General features: G+C 71.3%; 22 protein-coding genes and 1 pseudogene. 13 read left to right on the top strand and 10 right to left on the bottom strand.

The annotated features are described in order from the left end of the window. The first annotated feature begins 118 nt into the window (after positions 1 to 118). Complete coding sequence (locus tag ACIP5M_RS07725) at positions 119 to 2,431, top strand: immune inhibitor A domain-containing protein (RefSeq protein WP_401193255.1); 2,313 nt, start codon at positions 119 to 121, stop codon at positions 2,429 to 2,431. A gap of 94 nt (positions 2,432 to 2,525) precedes the next feature. Here the strand turns inward: ACIP5M_RS07725 and ACIP5M_RS07720 are convergent, their stop codons facing one another. Beyond that, positions 2,526 to 3,908 carry a TerD family protein gene (locus ACIP5M_RS07720; protein WP_401193252.1) on the bottom strand — a complete coding sequence of 461 codons (1,383 nt, stop codon included), beginning with the start codon at positions 3,906 to 3,908 and terminating at the stop codon, positions 2,526 to 2,528. Positions 3,909 to 4,033: 125 nt separating this feature from the next. Between ACIP5M_RS07720 and ACIP5M_RS07715 the strand changes: the two genes are divergently transcribed. Both ACIP5M_RS07715 and ACIP5M_RS07710 read left to right on the top strand, forming a co-directional pair. Next, positions 4,034 to 4,831, top strand: a complete 798-nt coding sequence (locus ACIP5M_RS07715) for a VOC family protein (RefSeq protein WP_401193249.1) — start codon at positions 4,034 to 4,036, stop codon at positions 4,829 to 4,831. A gap of 218 nt (positions 4,832 to 5,049) precedes the next feature. Further along, positions 5,050 to 5,685 (top strand): VOC family protein, encoded by a 636-nt coding sequence (locus ACIP5M_RS07710; RefSeq protein ID WP_401193247.1) that lies wholly within the window; start codon positions 5,050 to 5,052, stop codon positions 5,683 to 5,685. Between the two features lie 25 nt (positions 5,686 to 5,710). Here ACIP5M_RS07710 and ACIP5M_RS07705 read toward each other — a convergent pair whose 3' ends face one another. Together ACIP5M_RS07705 and ACIP5M_RS07700 are read right to left on the bottom strand one after the other, a co-directional pair. Beyond that, positions 5,711 to 6,367: a class I SAM-dependent methyltransferase gene (locus ACIP5M_RS07705; RefSeq protein ID WP_401193244.1), complete on the bottom strand. Its 657-nt coding sequence runs from the start codon at positions 6,365 to 6,367 to the stop codon at positions 5,711 to 5,713. Between the two features lie 126 nt (positions 6,368 to 6,493). After that, the gene (locus ACIP5M_RS07700) at positions 6,494 to 7,162 is read right to left on the bottom strand and encodes a DUF4232 domain-containing protein (protein WP_401193242.1); all 669 of its coding nucleotides are present in this window, start codon (positions 7,160 to 7,162) and stop codon (positions 6,494 to 6,496) included. A gap of 263 nt (positions 7,163 to 7,425) precedes the next feature. On the opposite strand from ACIP5M_RS07700, the gene ACIP5M_RS07695 reads away from it, so the two are divergent. From ACIP5M_RS07695 to ACIP5M_RS07685, 3 genes are all read left to right on the top strand, one after another. After that, positions 7,426 to 8,025, top strand: a complete 600-nt coding sequence (locus ACIP5M_RS07695) for a hypothetical protein (protein WP_401193240.1) — start codon at positions 7,426 to 7,428, stop codon at positions 8,023 to 8,025. Between the two features lie 322 nt (positions 8,026 to 8,347). After that, positions 8,348 to 9,550 carry a M20 family metallopeptidase gene (locus tag ACIP5M_RS07690; protein ID WP_401193237.1) on the top strand — a complete coding sequence of 401 codons (1,203 nt, stop codon included), beginning with the start codon at positions 8,348 to 8,350 and terminating at the stop codon, positions 9,548 to 9,550. A 96-nt stretch (positions 9,551 to 9,646) separates the two neighbouring features. After that, positions 9,647 to 10,432 carry a TIGR04222 domain-containing membrane protein gene (locus ACIP5M_RS07685; RefSeq protein ID WP_401193234.1) on the top strand — a complete coding sequence of 262 codons (786 nt, stop codon included), beginning with the start codon at positions 9,647 to 9,649 and terminating at the stop codon, positions 10,430 to 10,432. Between the two features lie 34 nt (positions 10,433 to 10,466). Here the strand turns inward: ACIP5M_RS07685 and ACIP5M_RS07680 are convergent, their stop codons facing one another. Further along, positions 10,467 to 11,504 carry a PP2C family protein-serine/threonine phosphatase gene (locus ACIP5M_RS07680; RefSeq protein WP_401193232.1) on the bottom strand — a complete coding sequence of 346 codons (1,038 nt, stop codon included), beginning with the start codon at positions 11,502 to 11,504 and terminating at the stop codon, positions 10,467 to 10,469. A 314-nt stretch (positions 11,505 to 11,818) separates the two neighbouring features. Further along, positions 11,819 to 12,292 carry a carboxymuconolactone decarboxylase family protein gene (locus ACIP5M_RS07675; RefSeq protein ID WP_401193229.1) on the bottom strand — a complete coding sequence of 158 codons (474 nt, stop codon included), beginning with the start codon at positions 12,290 to 12,292 and terminating at the stop codon, positions 11,819 to 11,821. A 265-nt stretch (positions 12,293 to 12,557) separates the two neighbouring features. Here ACIP5M_RS07675 and ACIP5M_RS07670 point away from each other — a divergent pair, with 265 nt between their 5' ends. Then, on the top strand, positions 12,558 to 12,971 hold the full coding sequence (locus ACIP5M_RS07670; RefSeq protein WP_401193227.1) for a tyrosinase family oxidase copper chaperone: 414 nt from the start codon (positions 12,558 to 12,560) through the stop codon (positions 12,969 to 12,971). Then, a complete protein-coding gene (locus ACIP5M_RS07665) occupies positions 12,968 to 13,810 on the top strand; it encodes a tyrosinase family protein (protein ID WP_401193225.1) in 843 nt (280 codons plus the stop codon). Before ACIP5M_RS07670 ends, ACIP5M_RS07665 begins: the two co-directional genes overlap by 4 nt. Positions 13,811 to 13,918: 108 nt before the next feature. On the opposite strand, the gene ACIP5M_RS07660 is transcribed toward ACIP5M_RS07665, so the two are convergent. Beyond that, positions 13,919 to 14,269: an STAS domain-containing protein gene (locus ACIP5M_RS07660; RefSeq protein ID WP_401193222.1), complete on the bottom strand. Its 351-nt coding sequence runs from the start codon at positions 14,267 to 14,269 to the stop codon at positions 13,919 to 13,921. Between the two features lie 226 nt (positions 14,270 to 14,495). On the opposite strand from ACIP5M_RS07660, the gene ACIP5M_RS07655 reads away from it, so the two are divergent. Continuing rightward, the gene (locus ACIP5M_RS07655) at positions 14,496 to 14,894 is read left to right on the top strand and encodes a hypothetical protein (RefSeq protein ID WP_401193219.1); all 399 of its coding nucleotides are present in this window, start codon (positions 14,496 to 14,498) and stop codon (positions 14,892 to 14,894) included. Here the strand turns inward: ACIP5M_RS07655 and ACIP5M_RS07650 are convergent. The 3 genes from ACIP5M_RS07650 to ACIP5M_RS07640 all read right to left on the bottom strand — a co-directional run bounded on the left by ACIP5M_RS07650 (position 14,876) and on the right by ACIP5M_RS07640 (position 17,232). Next, the gene (locus ACIP5M_RS07650) at positions 14,876 to 15,331 is read right to left on the bottom strand and encodes a hypothetical protein (protein ID WP_401193217.1); all 456 of its coding nucleotides are present in this window, start codon (positions 15,329 to 15,331) and stop codon (positions 14,876 to 14,878) included. The two genes, ACIP5M_RS07655 and ACIP5M_RS07650, sit on opposite strands and share 19 nt — an antisense overlap. Before the next feature lie 182 nt (positions 15,332 to 15,513). Continuing rightward, a complete protein-coding gene (locus tag ACIP5M_RS07645) occupies positions 15,514 to 16,617 on the bottom strand; it encodes a pentapeptide repeat-containing protein (protein WP_401193575.1) in 1,104 nt (367 codons plus the stop codon). A gap of 168 nt (positions 16,618 to 16,785) precedes the next feature. Then, positions 16,786 to 17,232 carry a hypothetical protein gene (locus tag ACIP5M_RS07640; protein WP_401193215.1) on the bottom strand — a complete coding sequence of 149 codons (447 nt, stop codon included), beginning with the start codon at positions 17,230 to 17,232 and terminating at the stop codon, positions 16,786 to 16,788. 81 nt (positions 17,233 to 17,313) lie between these two features. Here ACIP5M_RS07640 and ACIP5M_RS07635 point away from each other — a divergent pair. Next, a pseudogene (locus ACIP5M_RS07635) lies at positions 17,314 to 17,472 on the top strand (hydrophobic protein); the annotation flags it as partial. A 38-nt stretch (positions 17,473 to 17,510) separates the two neighbouring features. Beyond that, positions 17,511 to 18,554 (top strand): hypothetical protein, encoded by a 1,044-nt coding sequence (locus tag ACIP5M_RS07630; protein ID WP_401193213.1) that lies wholly within the window; start codon positions 17,511 to 17,513, stop codon positions 18,552 to 18,554. Between the two features lie 60 nt (positions 18,555 to 18,614). On the opposite strand, the gene ACIP5M_RS07625 is transcribed toward ACIP5M_RS07630, so the two are convergent. Beyond that, a complete protein-coding gene (locus tag ACIP5M_RS07625) occupies positions 18,615 to 19,547 on the bottom strand; it encodes an alpha/beta fold hydrolase (RefSeq protein ID WP_401193211.1) in 933 nt (310 codons plus the stop codon). Between the two features lie 123 nt (positions 19,548 to 19,670). Here ACIP5M_RS07625 and ACIP5M_RS07620 point away from each other — a divergent pair, with 123 nt between their 5' ends. Next, positions 19,671 to 20,309, top strand: coding sequence for a TetR/AcrR family transcriptional regulator (locus ACIP5M_RS07620; protein ID WP_401193208.1), 639 nt, complete (start codon positions 19,671 to 19,673; stop codon positions 20,307 to 20,309). A gap of 194 nt (positions 20,310 to 20,503) precedes the next feature. Beyond that, positions 20,504 to 21,061 carry a hypothetical protein gene (locus ACIP5M_RS07615; protein ID WP_401193206.1) on the top strand — a complete coding sequence of 186 codons (558 nt, stop codon included), beginning with the start codon at positions 20,504 to 20,506 and terminating at the stop codon, positions 21,059 to 21,061. The last annotated feature ends 72 nt before the right edge of the window (positions 21,062 to 21,133 follow it).

Genomic DNA, 21,133 nt, shown 5'->3' with positions numbered 1-21,133 from the left:
GAAGAGGGGGCTCAGTTGTGGGGACAGCCTACCCATCACCTGTGACATGTGAAATATTACCTCCGCACCTGCGCTCCACCCCACTCCTCCGCCCCAACTCAGCGAAAGGCACGCCACCTTGCGCAGACTCGCTGTGGTCGGAGCGGCGATATCCCTCGCCCTCCTCACCACCCCAGCGCTCGCCGCCGCCACGCCCCCACCCCCTCCCCCGGGTGCACAGCCGGCCGGGCAGACCGCCGAGCCGCCGCCCGCGCCCCTGGAACTGCAGCGCCAGGCCCTGCGCCGCCAGGCGCTCGAGAGCGTCGCCGCCGGTGGGCCCGCGGCCGCCCTCAAGGCGGAGGCGGACGGCACGCTCCCCCGTCAGGCCAAGGTCGGCAAGCGGTACGTCGAACTCGCCCAAGAGCGCAAGGACAAGGTCTTCGTGATCCTCGCCGAGTTCGGCGACCAGGTGGACGACACCACCGAGTTCGAAGGCAAGCCCCGTTTCGGCGGCACCCCCGGCCCTCGCCACAACACCATCGGCAAGCCGGCCGCGAGCGACAACCACACGCTGTGGCGCAAGGACTTCGACCGGACCTTCTACGAGAAGCAGTTCTTCTCCACCGATCCCGAGTCGGCGTCCATGCGGGCCTATTACCGGCTCCAGTCCTCCGGCCGCTACGACATGGACGGCGTGGTCTCGGACTGGGTCAAGCTGCCGTGGAACGAGGCCCGTTACGGCACCGACAACTGCTCCGAACCCGGCCAGTGCCGCACCAACTGGGACCTGATACGGGACGCCACCGCCTCCTGGTACGACGCCGAGCGCGCGAAGGGCCGTACGCCCGGGCAGATCAAGGCGCAGCTCGCCGAGTACGACGTGTGGGACCGCTACGACGCGGACCACGACGGGAACTTCGACGAGCCGGACGGCTACCTCGACCACCTCGTCGTCGTGCACGCCGGCAAGGACCAGACCTGGGGCGGCGGGGCCCAGGGCAAGGACGCCGTCTGGGCGCACCGCTGGTTCGCGTACTGGAACCAGGCCGGCAGCGCGGGCCCCGAGGGCAACAAGGCGGGTGGCACACCGATCGGCGACTCCGGCATCTGGGCCGGTGACTACCTGACCGGTGGCGAGAACAGCGGCGCGGGGCTCTTCGCCCACGAGTTCGGCCACGACCTCGGGCTGCCCGACCTGTACAGCTCGGACGGGGACAACAGCGTCAACTTCTGGTCCCTGATGTCCTCGGGCTCGTACCTGGCCAAGGGCCGCAACACCACCGGCGCGTGGCCGGGCGATCTCGACCCGTGGAGCAAGCTCCAGCTCGGCTGGCTGGAGTACACGGAGGCCGACGCGGGGCGCAAGACGCGCGCCGTGCTCGGGGTGTCGGGTTACAACACCGAGGATCCACAAGCCCTGTTGGTGCACCTGCCGCCGTCGGAGACCCGGACCGAGCTGACCGACCCGTACGAGGGCGGCAGCCAGTGGTGGAGCGGCACCGGGGACTTCATGGACAACACCCTCGGGCGGACCGTCGACCTCACCGGCTCGGCCGGGCCCGCCCGGCTGGACGCCAGGGTCTGGTACGACATCGAGCAGGACTTCGACTTCCTCACGGTGGAGGCCTCAACGGACGGCGGCACGACCTGGACGGCGCTCGGCGGTACGGTCGGCGGCAGTGCCATTCCGGCGAAGGGCGTGTCCGGGACGTCGGCCGGCTGGGCGGAACTCGGCGTGCCGCTGGACGCGTTCGCCGGCCGGAGCTTCCAGCTGCGGCTGCGCGTCACCTCCGACGGCAACACCCACGGCAAGGGCGTCACGTTCGACGACATCCGGATCAGCGCGGGCGGGCGTGAGCTGCTGCGCGACGGGGCGGAGCAGGGCGCGAACGGCTGGAGCGCGGTCAAGTGGTCGCGTACGGAAGGTCGCACGGGCACCGAGCACCACGCGCGCGCGTACCTGGTCGAGAACCGCCGCTACACCGGCTACGGCACCCAGCTCAAGACGGGCCCGTACAACTTCGGTTACACCGGTGACCGGGTGGAGTTCTACCCGTACCAGCAGGGCGTGCTGATCTGGCTGTGGGACACGGCCTACAGCGACAACACCACCAAGGCCCACCCGGGAGGCGGCATGCTGCTGCCGGTCGACGCCCGGCCGGATCCGCTCCGGAATGCCGACGGCTCCCTGCTCAACGCCCGCGCGCAGACGTTCGACGCGCCGTTCTCGCTGCGGGCGAGCGACCGGATCGTGCTGCACAAGGCGGGCACGCCGACGGTGATCCCGTCGCGTCCGGGGGTTGCCGTCTTCGACGACCACCGGGGCTCGTACTGGAACGCCGAGCTGCCGCAGGTGGGGGTCAAGGTGCCGGACACGGGGACCCGTATCGCGGTGGTGAAGGAGGCTGCGGGCGGGGCGCTCACCACCGTCCAGGTGAGTCCGTCCTCTTGATGCCGGTGAGCCGGCGCGGGTGAGTTCGGCTCCCTCACCGCCGGCGTCGGCGGGCCCCGGACCGGAGTGCGGTGCGGGGCCCGTCGTGGCGCTGTCAGCGGCGGCGGGTCCAGAATCCGATCCCGCTCGCGGGGCGGGGCTCCATCGACCAGGGCCCGTCGGCTTCGATCACCAGCAGACGCGGGCCCCGGGGCAGTGAACCCCGTCCCCGACCCTGGTCACTCCGGCTGAACGCGAACTCGTGCTGCCCGCCGCGCCGGTGGACCCACACCGCGAAGTGCCCCTCCCCGTCCTCATCGCCCTGGAAGCGGAACTTGACGTTGACGTCGGCGCCGGTGTGGGCGATGACGTCCGGCCCACTTCCCTCCACCGGGCCGTCGAACGAGCGCAGCGTCGACACCGGGCGGACCCTGATCATCCACCGGCCCCGCGTGTCCACCCGCAGCCGCAGCGGGGAATGGCCGTCGTGGTACACGAGGCCCACCCCGCGCAGGTCCTCCATGCTGCTGCCGATGACCCGACGCCATCTGCGATTGCGGATGGTCAGCGTGACGATCTCCAAAGACGCGTCACCCTCCCTCGCGACGTCGACCACCAGGAAGCCGCGCGGGAGGGTGAGTCCGGGTTGGACGACCTCTTTGTCCCGTCCCGCGTACTCGAAGTACGGGAAGTCCGGGCCCATCTCGTCCGGGAGGGTGTTGAGCCGCCCCGGGGACGTACCCGAGGGCGCGACGGCGCCGGGCAGTGGTACGTCGGCCTTCGCGACGAACACGGGAGGCGCGGGGGCGACCGGCGCGGGCACGGGACCGGGTACGAAGGCGGGAGCCGCGACGGGCGCGGGAGCGGCGGCCGGCGGGACCGGGGCCGCGGCCGGCGGTCGCTGCTCCGGCAGTTCCGGCGCGGGCGCGAGGGGCCCGGCGGGCGGCTCTGACGCGGGCGTGTCCTCCTCCACGGAGAACCCGAAGTCCGCGGCCAGGGCCGGGAGTCCGGCAGCGTACCCCTGCCCCACGGCACGGAACTTCCAGCCCCCGTTCCTGCGGTAGAACTCGCCCAGCAGGATCGCCGTCTCCGTCGTGGCGTCGTCGACCGTGTACAGCGCCAGCTGCTCCCCGGTGGCAGCGCTCACCGCGCGCATGTACAGGTCTTCGACATCCCCGAACGTCCCGCCGTCGCACGACGCCGCGATCACGATCCGCTCCACGGCGGGCTCGACCCGGGCGGGGTCCATCTCCAGCCAGTCCGCGACCACCCCGCCCTCCCCGAGGGCGTTTCCCGCGAGCCGTACGCCGCTCCCCGTGTGCTCGGGCTGGTTGTAGAACACCAGGTCGCCCCGGCCCCTCACCTTGCCGGTCGCGTCGACCAGCAGCGCGGCCGCGTCGACTTCAGGCGCTCCGGGCCCACCGGACCGGCGCACGACCGCGACCCGCATCGGCTCGCCGCTGACGGGAAGGTTTCCCCCCTTGATGATCTTTGTCATGCGCGCATCCTGACACCCTGGCGACCGCCCCGTCACGCCCCGCCGGACCGGGCGCCGTCGACGGGCGCGGGTCCGTGCGGGGTGCCAGGCTGGGTGTCGTACAGGACCCGCGAGAGGCAATCACCATGATCACCACTGACTTCGTACCCGGCTCCCCCTGCTGGCTCGACCTCGGCGCCCCCGACGTCCCGGCGGCCGCGGCCTTCTACGGCTCCGTGCTCGGATGGGAGTACGAGTCCATGGGCGAGGGGGAGGACATGGAAGGCGGGATGTTCCGGAAGGACGGCAAGACCGTCGCCGGGCTCGGCAAGCTCACGGAGCAGGGCGCGCGCCCGGCCTGGATGATCTATTACAGCGTCACCGACGCGGACGCCACCACCCGGGCGGTGGAGCGGGCGGGCGGCACGGTGCGGGTGGCCCCGATGGATCTCGAGGGGTGGGGCCGGATGGCGCAGTACAGCGACCCCCTGGGGGGACAGTTCGCCGTCTGGCAGCCGGGCACGAACAAGGGGGTCGACCTGGTGGACGAGCCGGGCTCGCTGTCCTGGACCGAGCTGTACACGACCGACGCCGGGGCGGCCAAGGAGTTCTACGGCGGCATCTTCGGCTGGCAGTTCAGCGATATGGCGCTGCCCGGCGGCGGGGGTACGTACACCCTCATCACTCCCGCCGGGCTCGCCGAGGACCGCATGCACGGCGGCCTGATGGAGCTGTCGGCGGAGAACCTCGCCCTCGCGGGCGGACGGCCGTACTGGCATCCCGTCTTCGCCGTCGCCGACTGCGACGCCACCGTCGCCAAGGTCACCGAGAACGGCGGCAGCGTGCAGATGGGACCGGAGGACGCGGAGGGGGTCGGCCGGCTCGCCGTCTGCCTGGACCCGGCCAACGCCGACTTCGTGGTCCTCACCCCGGCCCGCGGCTGAGCCGACCAAGAGCCTGTCTCGTGGGAGTGCGGTGCGCATGGTGCTGCGTGCCGGATCGGAATTGTGTGGCGGCAGCGCTGCTGCCTGGCTTCGCCCGGGCCTCCCCCCGCCGGGATGAGGATGATCGATCCGCCCCGCGGCTGGATCCACCGCGGACTCGGCCGGGGCGGCGGGCGTGGCGTCGGGATGTGTACGGGTTGTCGGGTGATGATGGCGCGGTGCGACTTGATCACGTGTCCTATGCAGTGGCCCGCGACAGCTTCGTCTCGACCGTCCAGTGGATCGGATCGGCCCTCGGCGCCGGGTTCGTCGACGGGGGCGTGCACCCGCGGTTCGGCACCCGCAATTTCATTCTCCCGCTGAGCGGCGGCACCTACGTCGAGGTCGTCACCACACTCGACCACCCCGCCGCCGACCGCGCACCCTTCGGCCAGGCCGTCGCGCGCCGCGCCGCCGAGGGCGGCGGCTGGCTCGGTTGGGTGGTCTCCGTCGACGACATCGCCCCGGTCGAGGCCCGCCTCGGCCGCACCTCGGCCGAGGGCCACCGTGTCCGCCCCGACGGGTTCGACCTGCGGTGGAAGCAGATCGGCCTGCTGGAACTGATGGAGGACCCGCAACTGCCCTACTTCCTCCAATGGTTGGTCCCCATCGAGGAGCGCCCGAGCGCCGACCCGCGCACCTCCACCACCATCCACGGGGTCTCCATCGCCGGCGACGCCGCCTCCATCGCCGAATTCCTCGGCGAACCGGCCGACCACCCCCTCGACCAGATCGATGTGACCTGGGTCGAGGATGAGGAACCGGGCTTGGTCGCGGTCGAGTTCGCCACCGCCAACGGCCCGGTCACGATCTGACCGGGCCCGACTGCCATCAACCGCCTCAAGCAGGGGCTCGGCCCGGGCCCCCGATACGGCGGGCGTAGCAGAACAGGTGGTCCTCCGGCCCGGCGGACTCGCTGTCCGGGTGGAAGGTCGAGGTCGACCAGTGCACCACCTCCAGCCCCAGTTGCCGGATCCTGCGCAGGTACTCGTCGGTGGAGTAGCTGGAGACGGCGACCCTGCGGCCCATCCACTCCACCTCCTCGTCCCGGAGGTCCCCCGGCACGGTGGCCATCACGAAGTACCCGCCCGGTGCGAGCCAGTCCGCGATGTGCTCCAGCGTCGCGCCCACCTCCTCCTGGCCCATCAGCAGGAGCGGGAAGAAGGCGCAGACGGCGTCGAAACTCCCGCTCGGCGCCCGGAACTCGCGTACGTCGACCTGCTCGAACCGCGCGCCCGGCACCCGGGACCGCGCCAGCTCGACCATGACCGGCGAGACGTCGATGCCGGTGACCCGGCATCCGGCCCGCACCAGCGTCTCGGCGACCGGCCGGCCCGTCCCGCTGCCGATGTCCAGCACCCGCGCGCCCTCGGGCAGCCGGGAGGTCAGCCACGTCAGCGCCGCGTGCTGCTCCGGCAGCCGGACGAAGGCGTGCTCGTACTCCACCCCCAGACCGTCGAACAGCTCGGCCGCACCGTTCAGCACCCCATCACTCACCGCTGACCTCCCGTTTCCGCTCCTGGACAGGGCACCAGGTACCACGCCGGGTGCCCGCGGCCGCTCCCCCGCGCCGCACAGGACGCCGACAGGCCACCAGAACGGCCGAAATGGCGTCGCCGGCCGTCAGGAGGGTTTCGTCGCCGAGAAGGCGGTGACGGTCGCCTTGTTGTCGCATTCGGCGAACACGCCGTCGTCCATGGCGATCTGGTGCGAGCCCGCGCCCGGCACGCCGAGAACGAGCGTGGGGAAGGTCGCGGGTGTGGCGCCGGATTCGCAGTAGCCGTCGGCCTCGCCCTGGACGTTGACGAAGGTGAGCTTCGTCCAGGCCCTGGCCCCCGGAGTCATGGTCACGGTGGAGGCCGAGCCGCTGTGCGTGACGGCGAGCGGGAGGTTCTTGTCGGGCGAGCCGTTGCCGGCGCCGGCGACCGTCGGGAATCCGCTGAGCGTGCAGGCGTGCTTCGACGTGTTGGTGACGGACACGATGGCGGCTCCCGTTCCGGTACCCGGGGGCCGGACATCGGCCTGGTGGGCGTCGGAGACCTTGACCTGGTCGATCGTGCAGGCCTTCGTCCCGCCGCCCGTGCCTCCGCCCGTGCTGCCGCCCGTGCTGCCGCCGGAGGAACCGTTGCCCGTGGGCGTCGGCTTCGCCGGCTCCGAGCTCGCCGGCGGCGCCGACGGCTTGGCGGTCGCGCCGTCGTCTCCGGCGGGCGTACAGCCGGCCATGAGCGCGCTGACTGCCACCGCCGCCAGCAGCGCTGCCGCGCTCCGGCGGACATCCGTTGTGTACTGCATGATCGCTCCCCGAGGTTCACGACCGGCCCCAGACCGGCACTCGCCGCTGGACACGGCATCGCACCCCGCTCGGGTTCCCCCGGGCGCCATGCTGTTCCGGTTCAGTGACGGGATCATGACTGCCCCATGACCGGCGCCGCACACGGACCGGCGAGCCGTTCGGAGCAACCGCGATGGCGGCGCCCACCGATGCGGGAGACGGTGGCCGGAGCACCGGTGGACCTGCCGGTGCTCCGTGTCGTGCCCCCTTGGGAGAGAACCCGATGAGCGAACGCAACACCGTCCTGCGGAGCCTGCACGACGTGGGACTGGCCGCCTGGTTCGGCGGCTCCGTGATGGGCGCGGTCGGCCTCAACGGCGCCGCGAAGGAACAGAGCGGTGGGGACTGGGAGCACGGTGCGCGGATCGCGAGCGCGGGCTGGTCGCGATGGGCTCCGGTGGGAGCGGCGGCGATCGGGCTCCACCTGGTCGGAACCAGTGGCCTGCTCGCCTCCAACGCGGCCCGCGTCGCCACCCAGCAGGGAGTCGCCGGCTCCACGATCGCCAAGACCGTCCTGACCGGGGCCGCGCTCGCCGCGACCGCCTACACCCGCATGCTCGGCAAGAAGATCGAGTACGTGTCCTCGCCTGACCCGGCCGATGCTCAAAAGGGCGAACGGCACCCCGTCGACGCCAAGAAGGCAGAACGGCACCTCTCCCTCGCCCAGTGGGCCGTGCCGGCCCTGACCGGCGGCCTGCTCATCCTCAACGCCCTGCACGGCGAGCAGCAGCGCCCGGCCCAGCAGCTGCACGGCATGTGGCAGCGCTGCCGCAGCCTCGCCCCCCACATGCCCCACCCGGGTGACTGGCACCTCACCCGCTGACGTGCCGAAGGCCGGACGCAGTGCCTCGTGCGGGGTGGTTGCGGCCGGAAGGCGGGGAAACCGCGGTCCGTGTGCGCAGCTGCCGGCCGAGTCGATTTCAGGACCCGGCGGGGCCTTGAGCGCGTAGCGGGCGCGCGGGCGGGCAGGTACGAGTTCTGCCCCGGAATCGTGCCGTTGGAGGCGATGTCATGCAGGCCGAAGTGTTCGCCGGTCCGGACGCCGAGTCGTCCTGCCGGACCCGCTGCGCGGCAGGGGCGGGCCGGTGACCCCGACGGGACCGACGGCAGGGGACGCGGCAGACCCCCGTCCCACGGACGGGGGGATGCCGGCAGGGCTGCTCGCCGAGGCGCACGCCCTGCTGCCCGAGACGGTGGCGCTGCGGCGGAAGATCCACCGCCATCCGGAGGTGGGCAGCGACCTGCCCCGCACGCAGCGCACCGTCCTGGACGCCCTGGCCGGCCTGGGCCTGGAGGTGACCACGGGCTCGCGGCTCAGTTCCGTCACCGCCGTCCTGGAGGGCGGACGGCCGGGCCCGGCCGTCCTGCTGCGTGCGGACATGGACGCGCTGCCCATGCAGGAGACGACCGGTCTGCCCTTCGCCTCCCAGGTCACGGGTGCCATGCACGCCTGCGGACACGACACCCACACCGCCATGCTCGTCACCGCCGCCCGCCTGCTGGCCGCCCGGCGTGCGGAGCTGGCCGGGCGGGTGGTGTTCATGTTCCAGCCGGCGGAGGAATCCGGTGGCGGCGCCCAGCACATGATCGAGGAAGGCGTACTCGAATCCGCAGACGGGGAAGGTGTGCGGGAGGCGTACGCGCTGCACATCATGACCCGATTCGAGAGCGGCACCGTCCATCTGCGGCCCGGGCCGACGTTCGCCGCCTCCGACCAGCTGCACGTGATCGTCCGCGGCCGCGGAGGCCACGCCTCCACGCCCCACCGGGTCCTCGATCCCGTACCCGTGGCCTGCGAGATCGTCCAGGCCCTGCAGACGATGGTCACCCGCACCGTGGACGTGTTCGATCCCGCCGTGGTCACCGTCGCCTCCGTGCACGCCGGTACGACGACCAACGTCATCCCGGAGACCGCCGAGCTGCACGGCACCTTCCGCACCCTCACCCCCGCCACCCGGGCACGGGTCCGCGAAGGCATCGACCGTGTCGCCCGGCATGTGGCCGCCGCCCACGGGGCAGAGGCGGAGGTCACCCTGATCGAGGGGTACCCGCCGGTCGTCAACGACCTCGCCCGCACCACCGCGTTCCGCGATACGGCGACCGCGCTCCTGGGCGCCGACCGGGTTCACCATCTGGCCGACCCGATCATGGGCGCCGAGGACTTCTCCTACGTCCTCCAGCAGGTGCCGGGCGCCATGGCCTTCCTCGGCGCCCGCCCACCCGGCAGCCCGCCCGAGAGCACGCCGGACTGCCACTCCAACCGCGTCGTCTTCGACGAGAGGGCTCTGGCCACCGGAGCCGCCCTGTACGCGGCGGCCGCGCTCGATCCCCACCGTCCGGACCGGTGAGCGGGTCCCTTGACGTTCGGACAGGCACCCGGCCGGGGAAGGTGACCGGCGTGCGGTCGGGTCGACCGCCCACGACCTGGTGAGGGGGCGGTCCGTATGCTCGTGATCAACGCGGTGCTGTCGGGAGCCGCCTGGCTCCTGCTCCTCACCGCTGCTGCTCTGCGCCTCCGGCCCGGTCGGCCTCCGGTACCCGAGCCGCTCGGCCGACGGCTGTCTCCCGTGGAGACGGGCCTGCTGCGGGGAGGTGCGCGGGGTGCCACGCAGACCGGGCTGGTCGAGCTGTACCTGGCGGGTTCGGTCGAGGCGGGATGGCGGCAGACCGTCCAGCCCGGCGCAGCCCGGCTGCCGCGCGACTGCTCCGAGGTGGCCCGCGCCCAGTACCACGTGCTGTACCGGCCACTGCACCCGCGCCGCCTGCACGACATCGAGCGGGTGCAGCGTGCCGTTCAGGGCGTGTCGACGGAGCTGGAGCGGGCACGGCTGGTGGTGTCCCGCCGGCGGGTGTGGGTCGTACGGAGCCTGCTGCTGCCGGTCTTCGCCGCCGCTCCGCTCGGGGCCGCCGCGGGCGGGCAGACGGCGGTGTGGCTGGTGCTCGACCTCCTCGCCGGCGCCGGCGCGGTGGCCTTGTGGGCGTGGCCCCGGCGCACCCTGCGCGGCACGGCACTGCTCGCCCGGCTGCGCCGCGACCACGCGGGAGTCCGCCCGGCGACCGGGAGCCGGCCGGAGGCGCTGCTGCTGGACGTCGCCCTGTTCGGCGCCCCGGCGCTCCGCGCCCAGCTGCCCCGGTTCACCGAGGAGAGCGGCCTGCTGACCCGCCCCCCGAGGGAGCCCCTGGACCGGGGCGGCGGGTCCGGCGAAGGGTTCGCAAGCTGCGGGGGCTAGCGGGCCGCTCTCACGGGACTCTGTGGCTCAGGGCTCAGGGCTCGGACAGGCGTACGGCCAGGGCGGCGATGTCGTCGTCAAGGCGTCCTCTGCTGTAGTGGAGGAGGTCGCGGTGAAGGGCCGTGAGCAGTTCGCGGGGCGGTGTCGGGGGCTGTTGGCGCATCCAGGCCGCCAGCGGGAAGAACTCGCCGTCGCGGGCGCGGGCCTCGGCGATCCCGTCGGTATAGAGGAGCAGCAGGTCACCGGGGGCGAAGTCGTAGGTGTCGACGTTGTAGTGATCACCGATCAGCTCCGCGAGGCTGAGCAGGGGTGAGGGGGTGGCGGGCTCGAGGACGCGGATTTCCCTGCGGTTCAGGAGCATCGGCGGGGGGTGGCCGCAGTTGAGGATGTCGATGTGTCTGCCCCCGTGCGGGATCTGGACGAGAAGGGCGGTCGCGAAGCGCTCCATCGGCCCCTCGGGGGGAAAGGCGGCGTTGTAACGGGTGCTGCTCGCGTCCAGTCGGCGTGCGACGCTGACCATGTCCGCCTCGCCGTAGGCCGCCTCCCTGAAAGCGTTGACGATCGCCGCTGCCGCCCCGACTGCCGGCAGGCCCTTGCCCCGCACGTCGCCGATGAGCAGCCTGACCCCGTACGGCGTGTCGACGACCTCGTAGAAGTCCCCGCCGATGCGGGCCTCCGCCGCGGCCGCGAGGTACAGCGACTCGATCTCGACGCTGCCGAAGCGGCGCGGCATGGGGCTCAGCACCACCTGCTGCGCTGCGTCGGCGACGAGCCGCACCTGAAAGAGGGTGCGCTCCCGCTGGAGCCGGACATGGCTCCCGTAGGCGGCGGCCACGGTGACCGCGATGATCCCCGCGGCCGTCCACCACGTACCCAGATCGGGGAAGACGAGGCTGAGGCCGATCATCAGAAAGAGGCAGACCGTCCCGAGCAGGACGGTGGGGAGCACCGGCCACATGGCCGCGGCGAGGGCCGGTGCCGCGGGCAGGAGGCGGCTGAAGGCCAGTTCCGGCGGAGTGGTGTACGCCAGGCTGGCGATGACGACGGTCAGGATGACCGGCGACAGCCGCACAAGTCTCCCCGGGCCGTGGCGACGGCGGAGCCGCGGCCGTCCGGACTCGATCACACTTCACAGAATATCCATGTAAAGGGGGTCCAGCGCTTTGACGGACGGAGCCGCCCGCCTGTACGGACCGCGCCACCCGAACACCTGTTTGGACAATGGACCTGCGGATCGAGGTGGGCCGTACGTCGCACCGAGGCTGCCGCAGGCCGCCATACCACACAGTATGCCGCCGCTCCGGGGAGAGCCGCCAAGGGGGTGACGCCCGGGGGCGTCTGCGGCGAACGGGTCACCCGGGCCCCGTTCGCCGCAGCGTACGGCCGTTACCCGAACTGGCCCGGCTGGTAGTCCCCGGCAGGGGTCTGGAGCATGACGTTCGCGCGGTTGAACGCGTTGATGATCGTGATGACGCCGACCAGGGCGCCCAGCTGGTCCTCGTCGTAGTGCTTGGCGGCGTTCGCCCACACCGCGTCCGGGACGCCGCCGGCCGCATCCGCGATGCGGGTGGCTTCCTCTGCCAGCTCCAGCGCGGCGCGCTCGGCCTCGGTGAACACCGTCGCCTCCCGCCAGGCCGCGACCAGGTTGAGCCGCTCCGCGGACTCGCCGGCGTGCACGGCGTCCTTGAAGTGCATGTCGGTGCAGAAGCCGCAGCCGTTGATCTGGCTGGCGCGAAGCTTCACCAGCTCCTGGGTGGCGGCCGGGAGGGTGGAGCCTTCGAGGGCCTTGCCAGCGGCTACGACGTGCTTGAGGACCTTGCCCAGGACGGGGTTGGTGAAGGGGTTGAGGCGTGCTTCCATGATGCGCTCCGTTGCCGTGTGGACGGTTACACCGCTTTGACAAGGCAGGCCCGGGAGTTGTGACATGGGTGGGCTGTGACGTGGGTCTCACGTCTCAGCGCGAGCCGGCCACCCTGGCTGCCCTGCTGCCGGAGCGCCGTGTGCAGTCTGCCGCCGGCTTCGGTGGGGCGACGATTTTGACAGGCGCCTGCCCATGGCGAGGTCGAGCTTCGGATGTCCGGGGCACTGATCGGCCGGTCAGCCCCCTCTGATACCTATTCAAGCCATGAAGAAGATCACCCGTCGGCAGGTCTTTGGCATAACCTCCGGCGCAGCACTCGCACTTGGACTGACCTCCTGCTCGTCCTCGCCCTCGTCCTCGCCCGCTTCGGCCACCGGCCCAGCGGCCGGCGCGCCCGCCTCGCCCGTTTCCATACCCACCGGCGGCATCGACGAGGTCTACGAGGGCCGCCGCATCCAGATCACCCTCGGCGCCGGCGGCCACCACGGCGTCGGAATGCCCAAGATCACGATCGATGGCAACGAGCTGCACCTCATGGCCAATGCCGACGGCAGCTGGGTCACCGTCGTCAACCACTACGAGACGTTCAAGGACCCCGTCTCGGCCGCACGCGCCGCTGTCCGCGATCTCCAGGGCGCCGCCCTCGTTCCGTTCGTGGCGAAGGAGGTCAAGCTGTGATCGTCCGCAAGAACCAGGCCAAGCTCACCGCCGAGGAAAAGCGCGCCTTCACCAATGCGGTGCTCGAGCTCAAGCGGACCGGCGTCTACGACCGGTACGTCAACGCCCACAATTACTTCCTCATGACGGACTCCGACTCCGCGGCCCGGATCGGTCACCGTTCCCCGTCCTTCCTCCCCTGGCACCGCCGCTTCCTGCTGGACTTCGAGGCGGCGTTGCAGAAGGTCGATCCGAAGGTCTCGATCCCCTACTGGGACTGGACCGTCGACCGGACCCCCGCCTCCTCCCTCTGGGCCGCGGATTTCATGGGCGGCACCAGCCGGGCCCGGGACGGGCAGGTGCTCGACGGGCCCTTCGCCCATTCCGCGGGCAAGTGGGCGATCACCGTAGGGGTGGACCAGCGTCAGTACCTGCGGCGCACCCTCGGCACAGGTACGCCCGAGTTGCCGACCAAGGCGGAGGTGAACGCCGTACTCGCCATGCCCGAGTACGACACGGCCCCCTGGAACAGCTCCTCCAACGGCTTCCGCAACCACCTGGAAGGCTGGCGCGGCGTCAATCTGCACAATCGCGTCCACGTGTGGATCGGCGGCCACATGGCCACCGCGGCGTCTCCCAACGACCCGGTCTTCTGGATGCACCACGCCTTCATCGACATGCTCTGGGCCGAATGGCAGGCCCGGCACCCGCAGTCCACCTACCTCCCCGCCACGCCGACGCCGAACGTGGTCGACCTGCACGCCACCATGGCGCCGTGGAACAACGTGACCCCGGCCGACATGCTCGACCACCGCAGGTTCTACACCTTCGACACCGAGGCCGCCGGCGGCAAGCGGTAGCACGGTTCGCCCGAGGGTGTGGTCCGCGCGAACGGTCGTCCACGCGATCCCGGCTCCCTCGGCCGCACCCCCGCGCTCCGGGCCTGTCCGCAGGCGAGCCCTCGGCGGTCAGAAGGGCGGATCCGGTTCGATGGTGAACAGGGGCAGGGCGCCGGTGAGTTCCAGCAGGCGCAGGAACTGGAGCTGCGGCGCGACGAGGCGCAGGCTCTGGCCGTGCTCGGCGGCGAGGGCGCGTGCGTGCAGGAGGGCGTTGAGCCCGGAGGAGTCGCAGAAGGCCAGGTGCCGCAGGTCGACGGCCACCTGCTGGGGCCGGGGGGCGTCGGTCAGGGCGCTCAGGAGTGCCCGGCGGAAGTCCGCGGCCCGGCCGAGGTCCATCTCCCCGTACGGGCGGACCACGGTCGTGCCGTCGTGGGCCTCGACCTCGAGTCCTTCTCTGCCGTTCTGGTCATCGCCTTGCACGCGGGGTCCTCTCGCCAGTCCGCCCACCGTAGGCCCGGCGGCGGGCGTCCACCAGCACGACACCAGCCTCGGCCGCCCCCCACGCCTGGGCCCCGGCCGGGTGCCCGCCCCGGGGCGGGCGGCGTGGTGGCTGGTTCAGCGCATGCGCAGCAGTTCTGTCGAACGTCGAAGGCCGGCGCCCAGCGACTTCGGGCTGGTACGCCCCGTCGCGCCCTACAGTCGCCCCATGGCCAACGAGGACGAGAACCCGAGTCAGCCGGACATCACCGCGATGCTCAAAGACCAGACCAGTGCCTGCAAGGCAGCACGCGACGCCATCGCCGCCGGCGGCGAGGTGGTGCTCTACGACGGCCAGCCGCCACAGTGGATGGTCCTCGGCATTGCTGCAACAAGGCTGAAACGGTCCTTGAAGATCGGCCTGACGACCCTCGGCCTTGACGAGACCGTTGAGATCCTCCGCGCTCGGCACCGCGACGAGCAACTGCGTACCGGCAACATCGTCGCAGCAAACCGATCTTGGTTCTTCACCCTGTACTTCGACGCCTCTGGGACCGAACTCCTGGCATGCATCGGCGTCAAGAACGAGCGGCCCTCGCGGGAGGACGGTCAGAGGCTCCAGCTGTAGAGGCCGCCACCCGTATGCGCCGCAGACGCTGCGAGGCGGGCAACGCCCTGCAAGACCGCAAGGAGATCATCGTCGGTCATATCGTCGCCGTCCTCAGACCGGAGACGCGCGGTCCAGCGGCTGGCGAGCCCTTCGAGTTCGGCGGAACTCGCTTTGCCGAGCGCTCGGGTCAGCCGCTTCGGCAGAGCTAACACCTCGATGCCATCATTCAACGGGGCGGTGACCCACTCCGGCCACGGCCGCCACGCATAGAGCTGCTCAAGCGGCGGGGCCTCGGCCGAAGGCGCCTCGAAGAACATGTCCCACTCGGCGATGGCGCTGTCCGGCTCAATAAAACGGCAGGTCACAGACTCGAAGTCCTCGCCAGGTCCCCGCAGACGCGTCAAGGCGGCCGTCTCGTCGTCAGGGGCGAGGAAGAACACTATGTCTCGGGCCATTCGAGCATGATGGCAGACGGAGTGCTGCGTGGCCGGTCTCAGCCGTCTGGTCGGCGGACCCCCTCGGCTGCGTCCGCGGTCCTGACGGCCCCGGGGGGACCAGCCGGCCAACCGCGCCCCTTCGCGGGGGTGGCCGGGGCCGGTCGGTGCCGGCACGTGTTCGGGGACCTGCCGCGAGGGCTTCAGGGCAGTTGGGAGATGTTGGTGCCGGGTGGGAGCAGGAGCCCCTGGGGGGCTTCCAGCCGGCCGAAGCGCGGGGGGTGGGTGAACGTGCCGGGGTGGGAGAGATCGACCACGGCGCCGTTGAAGCGGGCGGGCGGGACCGTGTGGTGAAGGCTCCGGAGATGGTGCTCGCCGAAGTCCATGACGGTGCCCGCGAAGGTGGATCCGGCGAAGTCGATGAGCCCGTCGGAGAACTCCGCGTCCTCGAATCGGATCTCCCCCGCGGTGAAGACGGCATCCCGGAAGTTCACACGGGCGCCGGTGAAGCGGGCGCTGTCGAAGGTGACCCAGCCGCCGCTGAAGACGGCCCGGTCGAAGCGGATGGTGCCGCTGCGGAACTCGGCGAGGCGGAAGTAGACATGACTCCCCTCGGCGAATTCGGCCTCGTCGAAGACCACCTGGTCTCGATCGTGGCCAACGAAGAGCGCGTTGATGAAAATGATGTCGCCGCCGGTGAAGCGGGCACCGCGGAAGGAGGCCTCGTCGAGCACGGCGCCCGTGAAGTCCAGGTCGTAGCCCTGCCAGGATTCGGGTGAGTCGTCTCGTAAATGTGCTGCGACGAGCCGAAGGACGGTCTTGCGGACCTCACGTTCCCGTCGCCAGACGGCGAGGGCCGGCTCGTCGGCTGGAGGCTCCGGGGAATGAGGCATCCTCAGATAACCGCACAGCACGTCGATACAAGTCTGCCGCTCCTGGCGCCATTCGTCGGCGAGACGGGCCATGGCGTACGCGCCCGCCATCCGGGCCGCGGGCTGGTCTGCTCCGAGCTGGTCCGCCGCGGCCCCGAAGCGTTCGGTGAAGGCCCTGTTGTGCTCCCTCTGCTCACTCACCTCGTTGAGGTGCTGGCGCCGGTAGCCGACGACGAGAGCCACTACACCGCCGGTTCCGGCGACGATCGCCAGTGCGATCTTGAGGCCGTCGTACACGTCTCCGGGCTTGAGTGGTCCGGCCACACGCAGCGGGGGCCTACCGAGGAGCAGCCAGAGAGCTCCCGCCACGATGCCGCTGGTAAGGACGGACAGCAACAGCACGAGGCCGACGTGCAGGCTCAGCGGCCAGCGCATCACGTTACGAGGATCCGGACCTGAACGCTCGCCCCTGGCCGCCACACCGTCAGCCTAGAACCGGCACCGAGATCAGGGAATGACGTCGGAAGAATTGCCGCCGCGGGACCACAGTCCTTCCTGTCAGACCCGCGGCGGTGCCGGAAGTCCCGTCCGGCGGCCGTCTGATCACTTCATGCGGCTCCTGGCCGTGCGGAGCAGGTCGGCGGCAGAGGCGACGGTGACCTCGGATCCGTCGAGCCGGTTGCCGTAGCCCGCGATGCGCAGGCAGTGGCCGTGGTAGGGACCCCCGACGACCACACGTCCCTCGTCGTCGATCTGGTACGCGTCGGGGTCGATCTCCGGCGCGGGTTGCGATTTCGGCTCGGAGCATTGCGTGCCGGCGGTGTCCGACCTGAAGGAGACCGTCCAGAAGTCCTCGGAGGTATGCGGCGGCCGGTAGCGGCACTCGAACCCGTACCGTCCTTCGGAGCCCGTCGCCACGAGCGGAACCCCGACCGACTTCTCCACCACGGCCTTGGGCAGCATGTCGCAGGGCCGTTCCCAGGAGACGGGCGACGCTTCGTCGGCGCCGCCACCACACCCGGTGAGTGCCAGCAGTACGCCCATGGCCAAGGCCGTTATCCGACGCCCGGTCAAGGCGCCACATAGGTCGAACGGCTGCGCGGGCAAGCGGTGTTGCGGAGGTTCATCACCATGGTCCCCCTGCTCCTCGTCCATCTGCTCGCGCTGATTCTCTTCGGCGCCGGTTTCGCGGTCAAGATCGTGTGGTGGGTCGCGATCGCCGTACTGGTCATCCGGTTGCTCGGGTTCTTGTCCCCTCCGAAGGGGGGCAGCGGGCGCTGGTACCGCTGGGAGCGGCCGTTGTCAGTGGCCCTTCCTATGCTGGCGCCATGGAGATCACCAAGCAGACACTTGCGGAGGCCTGGCAGCGGAGGGCCGCCGGACACGCCCCGCTCCACGGGGTGGGGCTGCCGCCCGTGGCGGTCTCGGGCGACGAGCTGGAGGAGTTGTCCGAGCGCGCCATAGAGACCACGGAGGGTGAGGACGAAGGCCTGTGCCTGCTGCTGGACGCGGACGGCACCGTGCGCGGCCATCACGGTCCGTACCGCGAGGTCTTCGCCACCCGCGACCTCGATCAGGTGCTCTACCTGATCGCCGAGGCCGCGATACGCCGGCGCGGCGGCAGCCTCGAGGAGGTGGCCGACGCGCTCGGCCGGATCGATCCAGTGTGGGGCAGACGGTTCCGCAGTGGCGGTCTGGACGACACGGGGGCGGTTGAGGCGGCGTGCGGACGCGACCCGCTGGAGGGGCTCGCCTGGATAGCCAGGTCGTGGCGTGAGCAGGACCCGTACACGACGCTCGCGTTCTTCCGTGCGGAGCCCGGGCGAACCGTCGACGCCGAGCGGCTGGCCCTGCTGTACGGGGCCGATCCCGTGCAGGTCGCGGCTGGTACGCGCCTGAAGGACCTGCAGGCCGTGGACAACGGCCGGGCCCACTGGGACCGCCAGTGGGAGAGCTGCTGTTTCGGGCAGGCAGGCGAGTGGACGTTCCTCCTGCACCACGACACACCGCCGGGGGCCTTCGCCGACAAGGAGGCGTACGCGGCGCTCGGGATCAAGGAGAGCGTGTGGCTGACCGCCACCTCCGTGAAGGCCATCTACACCTTCACGTACATGAGGGACGGCCGCCTCGTCGACGACGACTGGGGGGTGCTGGAGCTGCTGTGGTACGAGCGCGGGCGTGCCCCCTATCTGCGCGGCGGCGAGCTGGACTTCCTCAACCGTGCCGTGCGCCGTGCCGAGCTGGACCACCCCGAACTGACGAACACGTACGAGCTGTATTTCCACGCCTTGGAGGAATCCCTCGGTCTGCGCCTGCCGCGCCGGGACTTCGCGGAAGGGGAGGTGCGCGCCGCGTACTGGGGCGGGCAATAGGGGTGGTGCGGCTGCTCGTGCCGCATCCCGCGGGGCGCCCGGTGTGACCGGCCGTGGGGCCTACGTCGTGGCGGGTTCGAGGGAGTCGACGTCTTCCATGAAGGCGAGCAGCCGGGCGTTGACCACCTCGGGGTGGTCGATCTGCAGTCCGTGGCCCGTCGCGGCGATGATTTCGGCGCGGGCCCCGGGGACGAGGCGCGGTACGCGTTCCAGCTGCCGCTTCGGGTGTACGAGCAGGCTGTGCTTGCCCATGACGACGTAGAGCGGGGTCCGGATGGACCGCAGCGCGTCCTCGGCCAGGGGCAGGGGTGCGGGGCGGCGGATCCGGTACGCACGGGCGCCGAGCTGGATCCACTTCCGCATCTCCGGGACGGCGAGGACCGGTTGGTCCAGCCAGGCGGCGAGCCGCGGGCGCAGCGCCTTGGGGGCGAAGGTGGCGAACAGGCTGACGAAGACCCAGCCGAAGAAGCGCAGCCCCACCTTCTCGAGGCCGCCGGGGTCGAGGGCGGTGACCGAGGCGAGGCGCCCGGGGCGCCGGTGGGCCTGGTTGAGCACGAGCCAGCCGCCGTAGGAGGAGCCGACGAGGTGGACCCGGTCGAGGCCGAGTGCGTCGAGGGCCTCGTCCATCCACTGGGCGGCCCGTTCGGGCTGCCACATGGGTTCGCGGTGAACGCTGCGGCCCGCGTCCCCGGGGGTGTCGAGGGCGTAGACGGGGCGGTCGAGGCTGAGCCCCCGGGTGTTCGGGTACCACATGGCGGAGGAGTAGCCCGCGCCGTGGATCAGGACGATCGGCGTACGGGATTCGGCTGCCGGGTCCTCGGGGCCGTACCGGTAGACGTGGGTGGTGCCGAAGCTGGTCTCGACGTCCGTCTCGGAGCGCATGGGCGCTCCCATCGCGTAGAGCACGTCGGCGGCGGCGAAGTACCGGTCGCGGAGCGCGTCGTTGACGTAGCGGCCGACGTCGCGTCGCGCGCGGGTGGCGTTCTCGGGCACGGGGCACCTCCGGAGATCAACTTTTGATGGTACGACCGTACCATGAATTTGGTACGGCGGTACCATGAAAGGGCCCGGGAGCTCGGTACGCGAACCCCCAGCAACGAACGGAGACACCGGCACATGCCGAAGCGCGTGGATCACGAGGAACGGCGTGCACAGATCGCCGAGGCCCTCATCCGGGTCGCGGGGCGTCAGGGCCTGCACGCCGTCGGGATGCGTGACGTGGCCGCGGAGGCCGGCGTGTCGCTCCGCCTCGTGCAGTACTACTTCGAAACGAAGGAAAGACTCCTCTTCCACGGGCTCCAGCGCCTGACCGACCGCTTCACCGCGCGGGTGGGAGCCCGCCTGGCGGCCACCGGTCCGGAACCGAGCCCCCGCGCGACCATCGAGGCGCTGCTGCTGGCCTCCCTCCCGACCGACGAGGAGAGCCGTACCTTCCACCTCCTCTACAGCTCCTACGCGATCCTGTCCGTGACCGACGAGGCGCTGGCCGCCCAGCCGTTCATCGACAACCCCGACGCCGCGGAGAACGCTGTGACCGGTCTCCTCGAACAGGCCCGGGAGGCGGGCCTCGCCGATGCGGGCATCGATGCACGCGTGGAGGCGATCAGCCTGCTCGCCATGACGGCGACCATGGGCACCAGCATCCTCGTGGGCCAGCGGGATCCCGAGTCGGCCATCGCGGTACTCCGCCACCACCTGGACCGGATCTTCACGACCACCGGAACGTCGGCAACCCCCCGGACGGGCCGGCTCTGACGCTCTCCCGCGTACGAAACGCCCGGCCGCCGAGGGCGCCCTGACATGGCCGGAACCCCTGCGCTGACGTTTGTCACTTACCTCTGCCCCGGACCTGCCCGAGTCTGGGGGAGTTGACCGGACGAGGAGCAGGGGGTGCTGCCGTGAGTGCGGCGGGCTGTGCGGTGGGGACGGTGACGGCCAGGCCCACGAGGATGGGCATCGTGCGCGTGTGGGCCGGGTCGCTGGTGGCGGTGCTGATGCGGCGTCCGCCGGTGTCCGGACTGCGGCACTCGGCAGGGCTGCGGCAGCTGGTGCTGCCGCTGGTCGCCATGGAGATCGTGGTGGCCTTCCTGGTGTCCTCGATGCTGCCGCCCGCGGCGCGGCCGGTGCACGCGGCGACGGAGGCGCTGCTGGTGCTGGCCGGCCTGGCCCTGGTGGCCGCGGTGCTCCGGCATCCGCACGGGGTGGATGCGGAGCGGTTGGTCCTGCGGACCGGTTTCCTCGGGGACGTGACGTTGCCCCGCTCGGCGGTCCGGTCCGTTTCGCCGGTGGTCCGCACCGTCCCGGGCAGGGGCCCGCGACCTGTGCCGGGCGAGCCGGGAGTGGTGGCCTGTTCGGTGGACGGCTCGCTGAACCTGGCCGTGCACCTGGACCCGCCGGTCCGCCTGGACCTCGGTGCGGCCGGACCGGTGGACGCGACAACGGTGTACGCGTCGGTCGACTCCCTGCCCGCGCTTTCGGCAGCCCTCCGGACGACCCCGCCCGCGTAGGCCGGCTCCCGTTGCGCCACCGGTTGCCGGGGCGGGGTGTCCGGGCCGGTCCCCCGGCCTGGCCGCGCAGGT

Origin of the sequence: Streptomyces sp. NPDC088762, assembly GCF_044750905.1 — a bacterium.
In the GTDB taxonomy this organism is placed as follows: domain Bacteria; phylum Actinomycetota; class Actinomycetes; order Streptomycetales; family Streptomycetaceae; genus Streptomyces.
This window is presented reverse-complemented; position numbering and strand designations above follow the sequence as displayed.

What these genes read in the sequence shown, in the direction of transcription:
- ACIP5M_RS07720 (WP_401193252.1), bottom strand. Translation starts at nt 3,908, where the DNA reads ATGACAAAGATCATCAAGGGGGGAAACCTTCCCGTCAGCGGCGAGCCG.
- ACIP5M_RS07715 (WP_401193249.1), top strand. Translation starts at nt 4,034, where the DNA reads ATGATCACCACTGACTTCGTACCCGGCTCCCCCTGCTGGCTCGACCTC.
- ACIP5M_RS07700 (WP_401193242.1), bottom strand. Translation starts at nt 7,162, where the DNA reads ATGCAGTACACAACGGATGTCCGCCGGAGCGCGGCAGCGCTGCTGGCG.
- ACIP5M_RS07695 (WP_401193240.1), top strand. Translation starts at nt 7,426, where the DNA reads ATGAGCGAACGCAACACCGTCCTGCGGAGCCTGCACGACGTGGGACTG.
- ACIP5M_RS07690 (WP_401193237.1), top strand. Translation starts at nt 8,348, where the DNA reads ATGCCGGCAGGGCTGCTCGCCGAGGCGCACGCCCTGCTGCCCGAGACG.
- ACIP5M_RS07685 (WP_401193234.1), top strand. Translation starts at nt 9,647, where the DNA reads ATGCTCGTGATCAACGCGGTGCTGTCGGGAGCCGCCTGGCTCCTGCTC.
- ACIP5M_RS07675 (WP_401193229.1), bottom strand. Translation starts at nt 12,292, where the DNA reads ATGGAAGCACGCCTCAACCCCTTCACCAACCCCGTCCTGGGCAAGGTC.
- ACIP5M_RS07670 (WP_401193227.1), top strand. Translation starts at nt 12,558, where the DNA reads ATGAAGAAGATCACCCGTCGGCAGGTCTTTGGCATAACCTCCGGCGCA.
- ACIP5M_RS07655 (WP_401193219.1), top strand. Translation starts at nt 14,496, where the DNA reads ATGGCCAACGAGGACGAGAACCCGAGTCAGCCGGACATCACCGCGATG.
- ACIP5M_RS07650 (WP_401193217.1), bottom strand. Translation starts at nt 15,331, where the DNA reads ATGGCCCGAGACATAGTGTTCTTCCTCGCCCCTGACGACGAGACGGCC.
- ACIP5M_RS07645 (WP_401193575.1), bottom strand. Translation starts at nt 16,617, where the DNA reads ATGCGCTGGCCGCTGAGCCTGCACGTCGGCCTCGTGCTGTTGCTGTCC.
- ACIP5M_RS07630 (WP_401193213.1), top strand. Translation starts at nt 17,511, where the DNA reads ATGGAGATCACCAAGCAGACACTTGCGGAGGCCTGGCAGCGGAGGGCC.
- ACIP5M_RS07620 (WP_401193208.1), top strand. Translation starts at nt 19,671, where the DNA reads ATGCCGAAGCGCGTGGATCACGAGGAACGGCGTGCACAGATCGCCGAG.
- ACIP5M_RS07615 (WP_401193206.1), top strand. Translation starts at nt 20,504, where the DNA reads ATGGGCATCGTGCGCGTGTGGGCCGGGTCGCTGGTGGCGGTGCTGATG.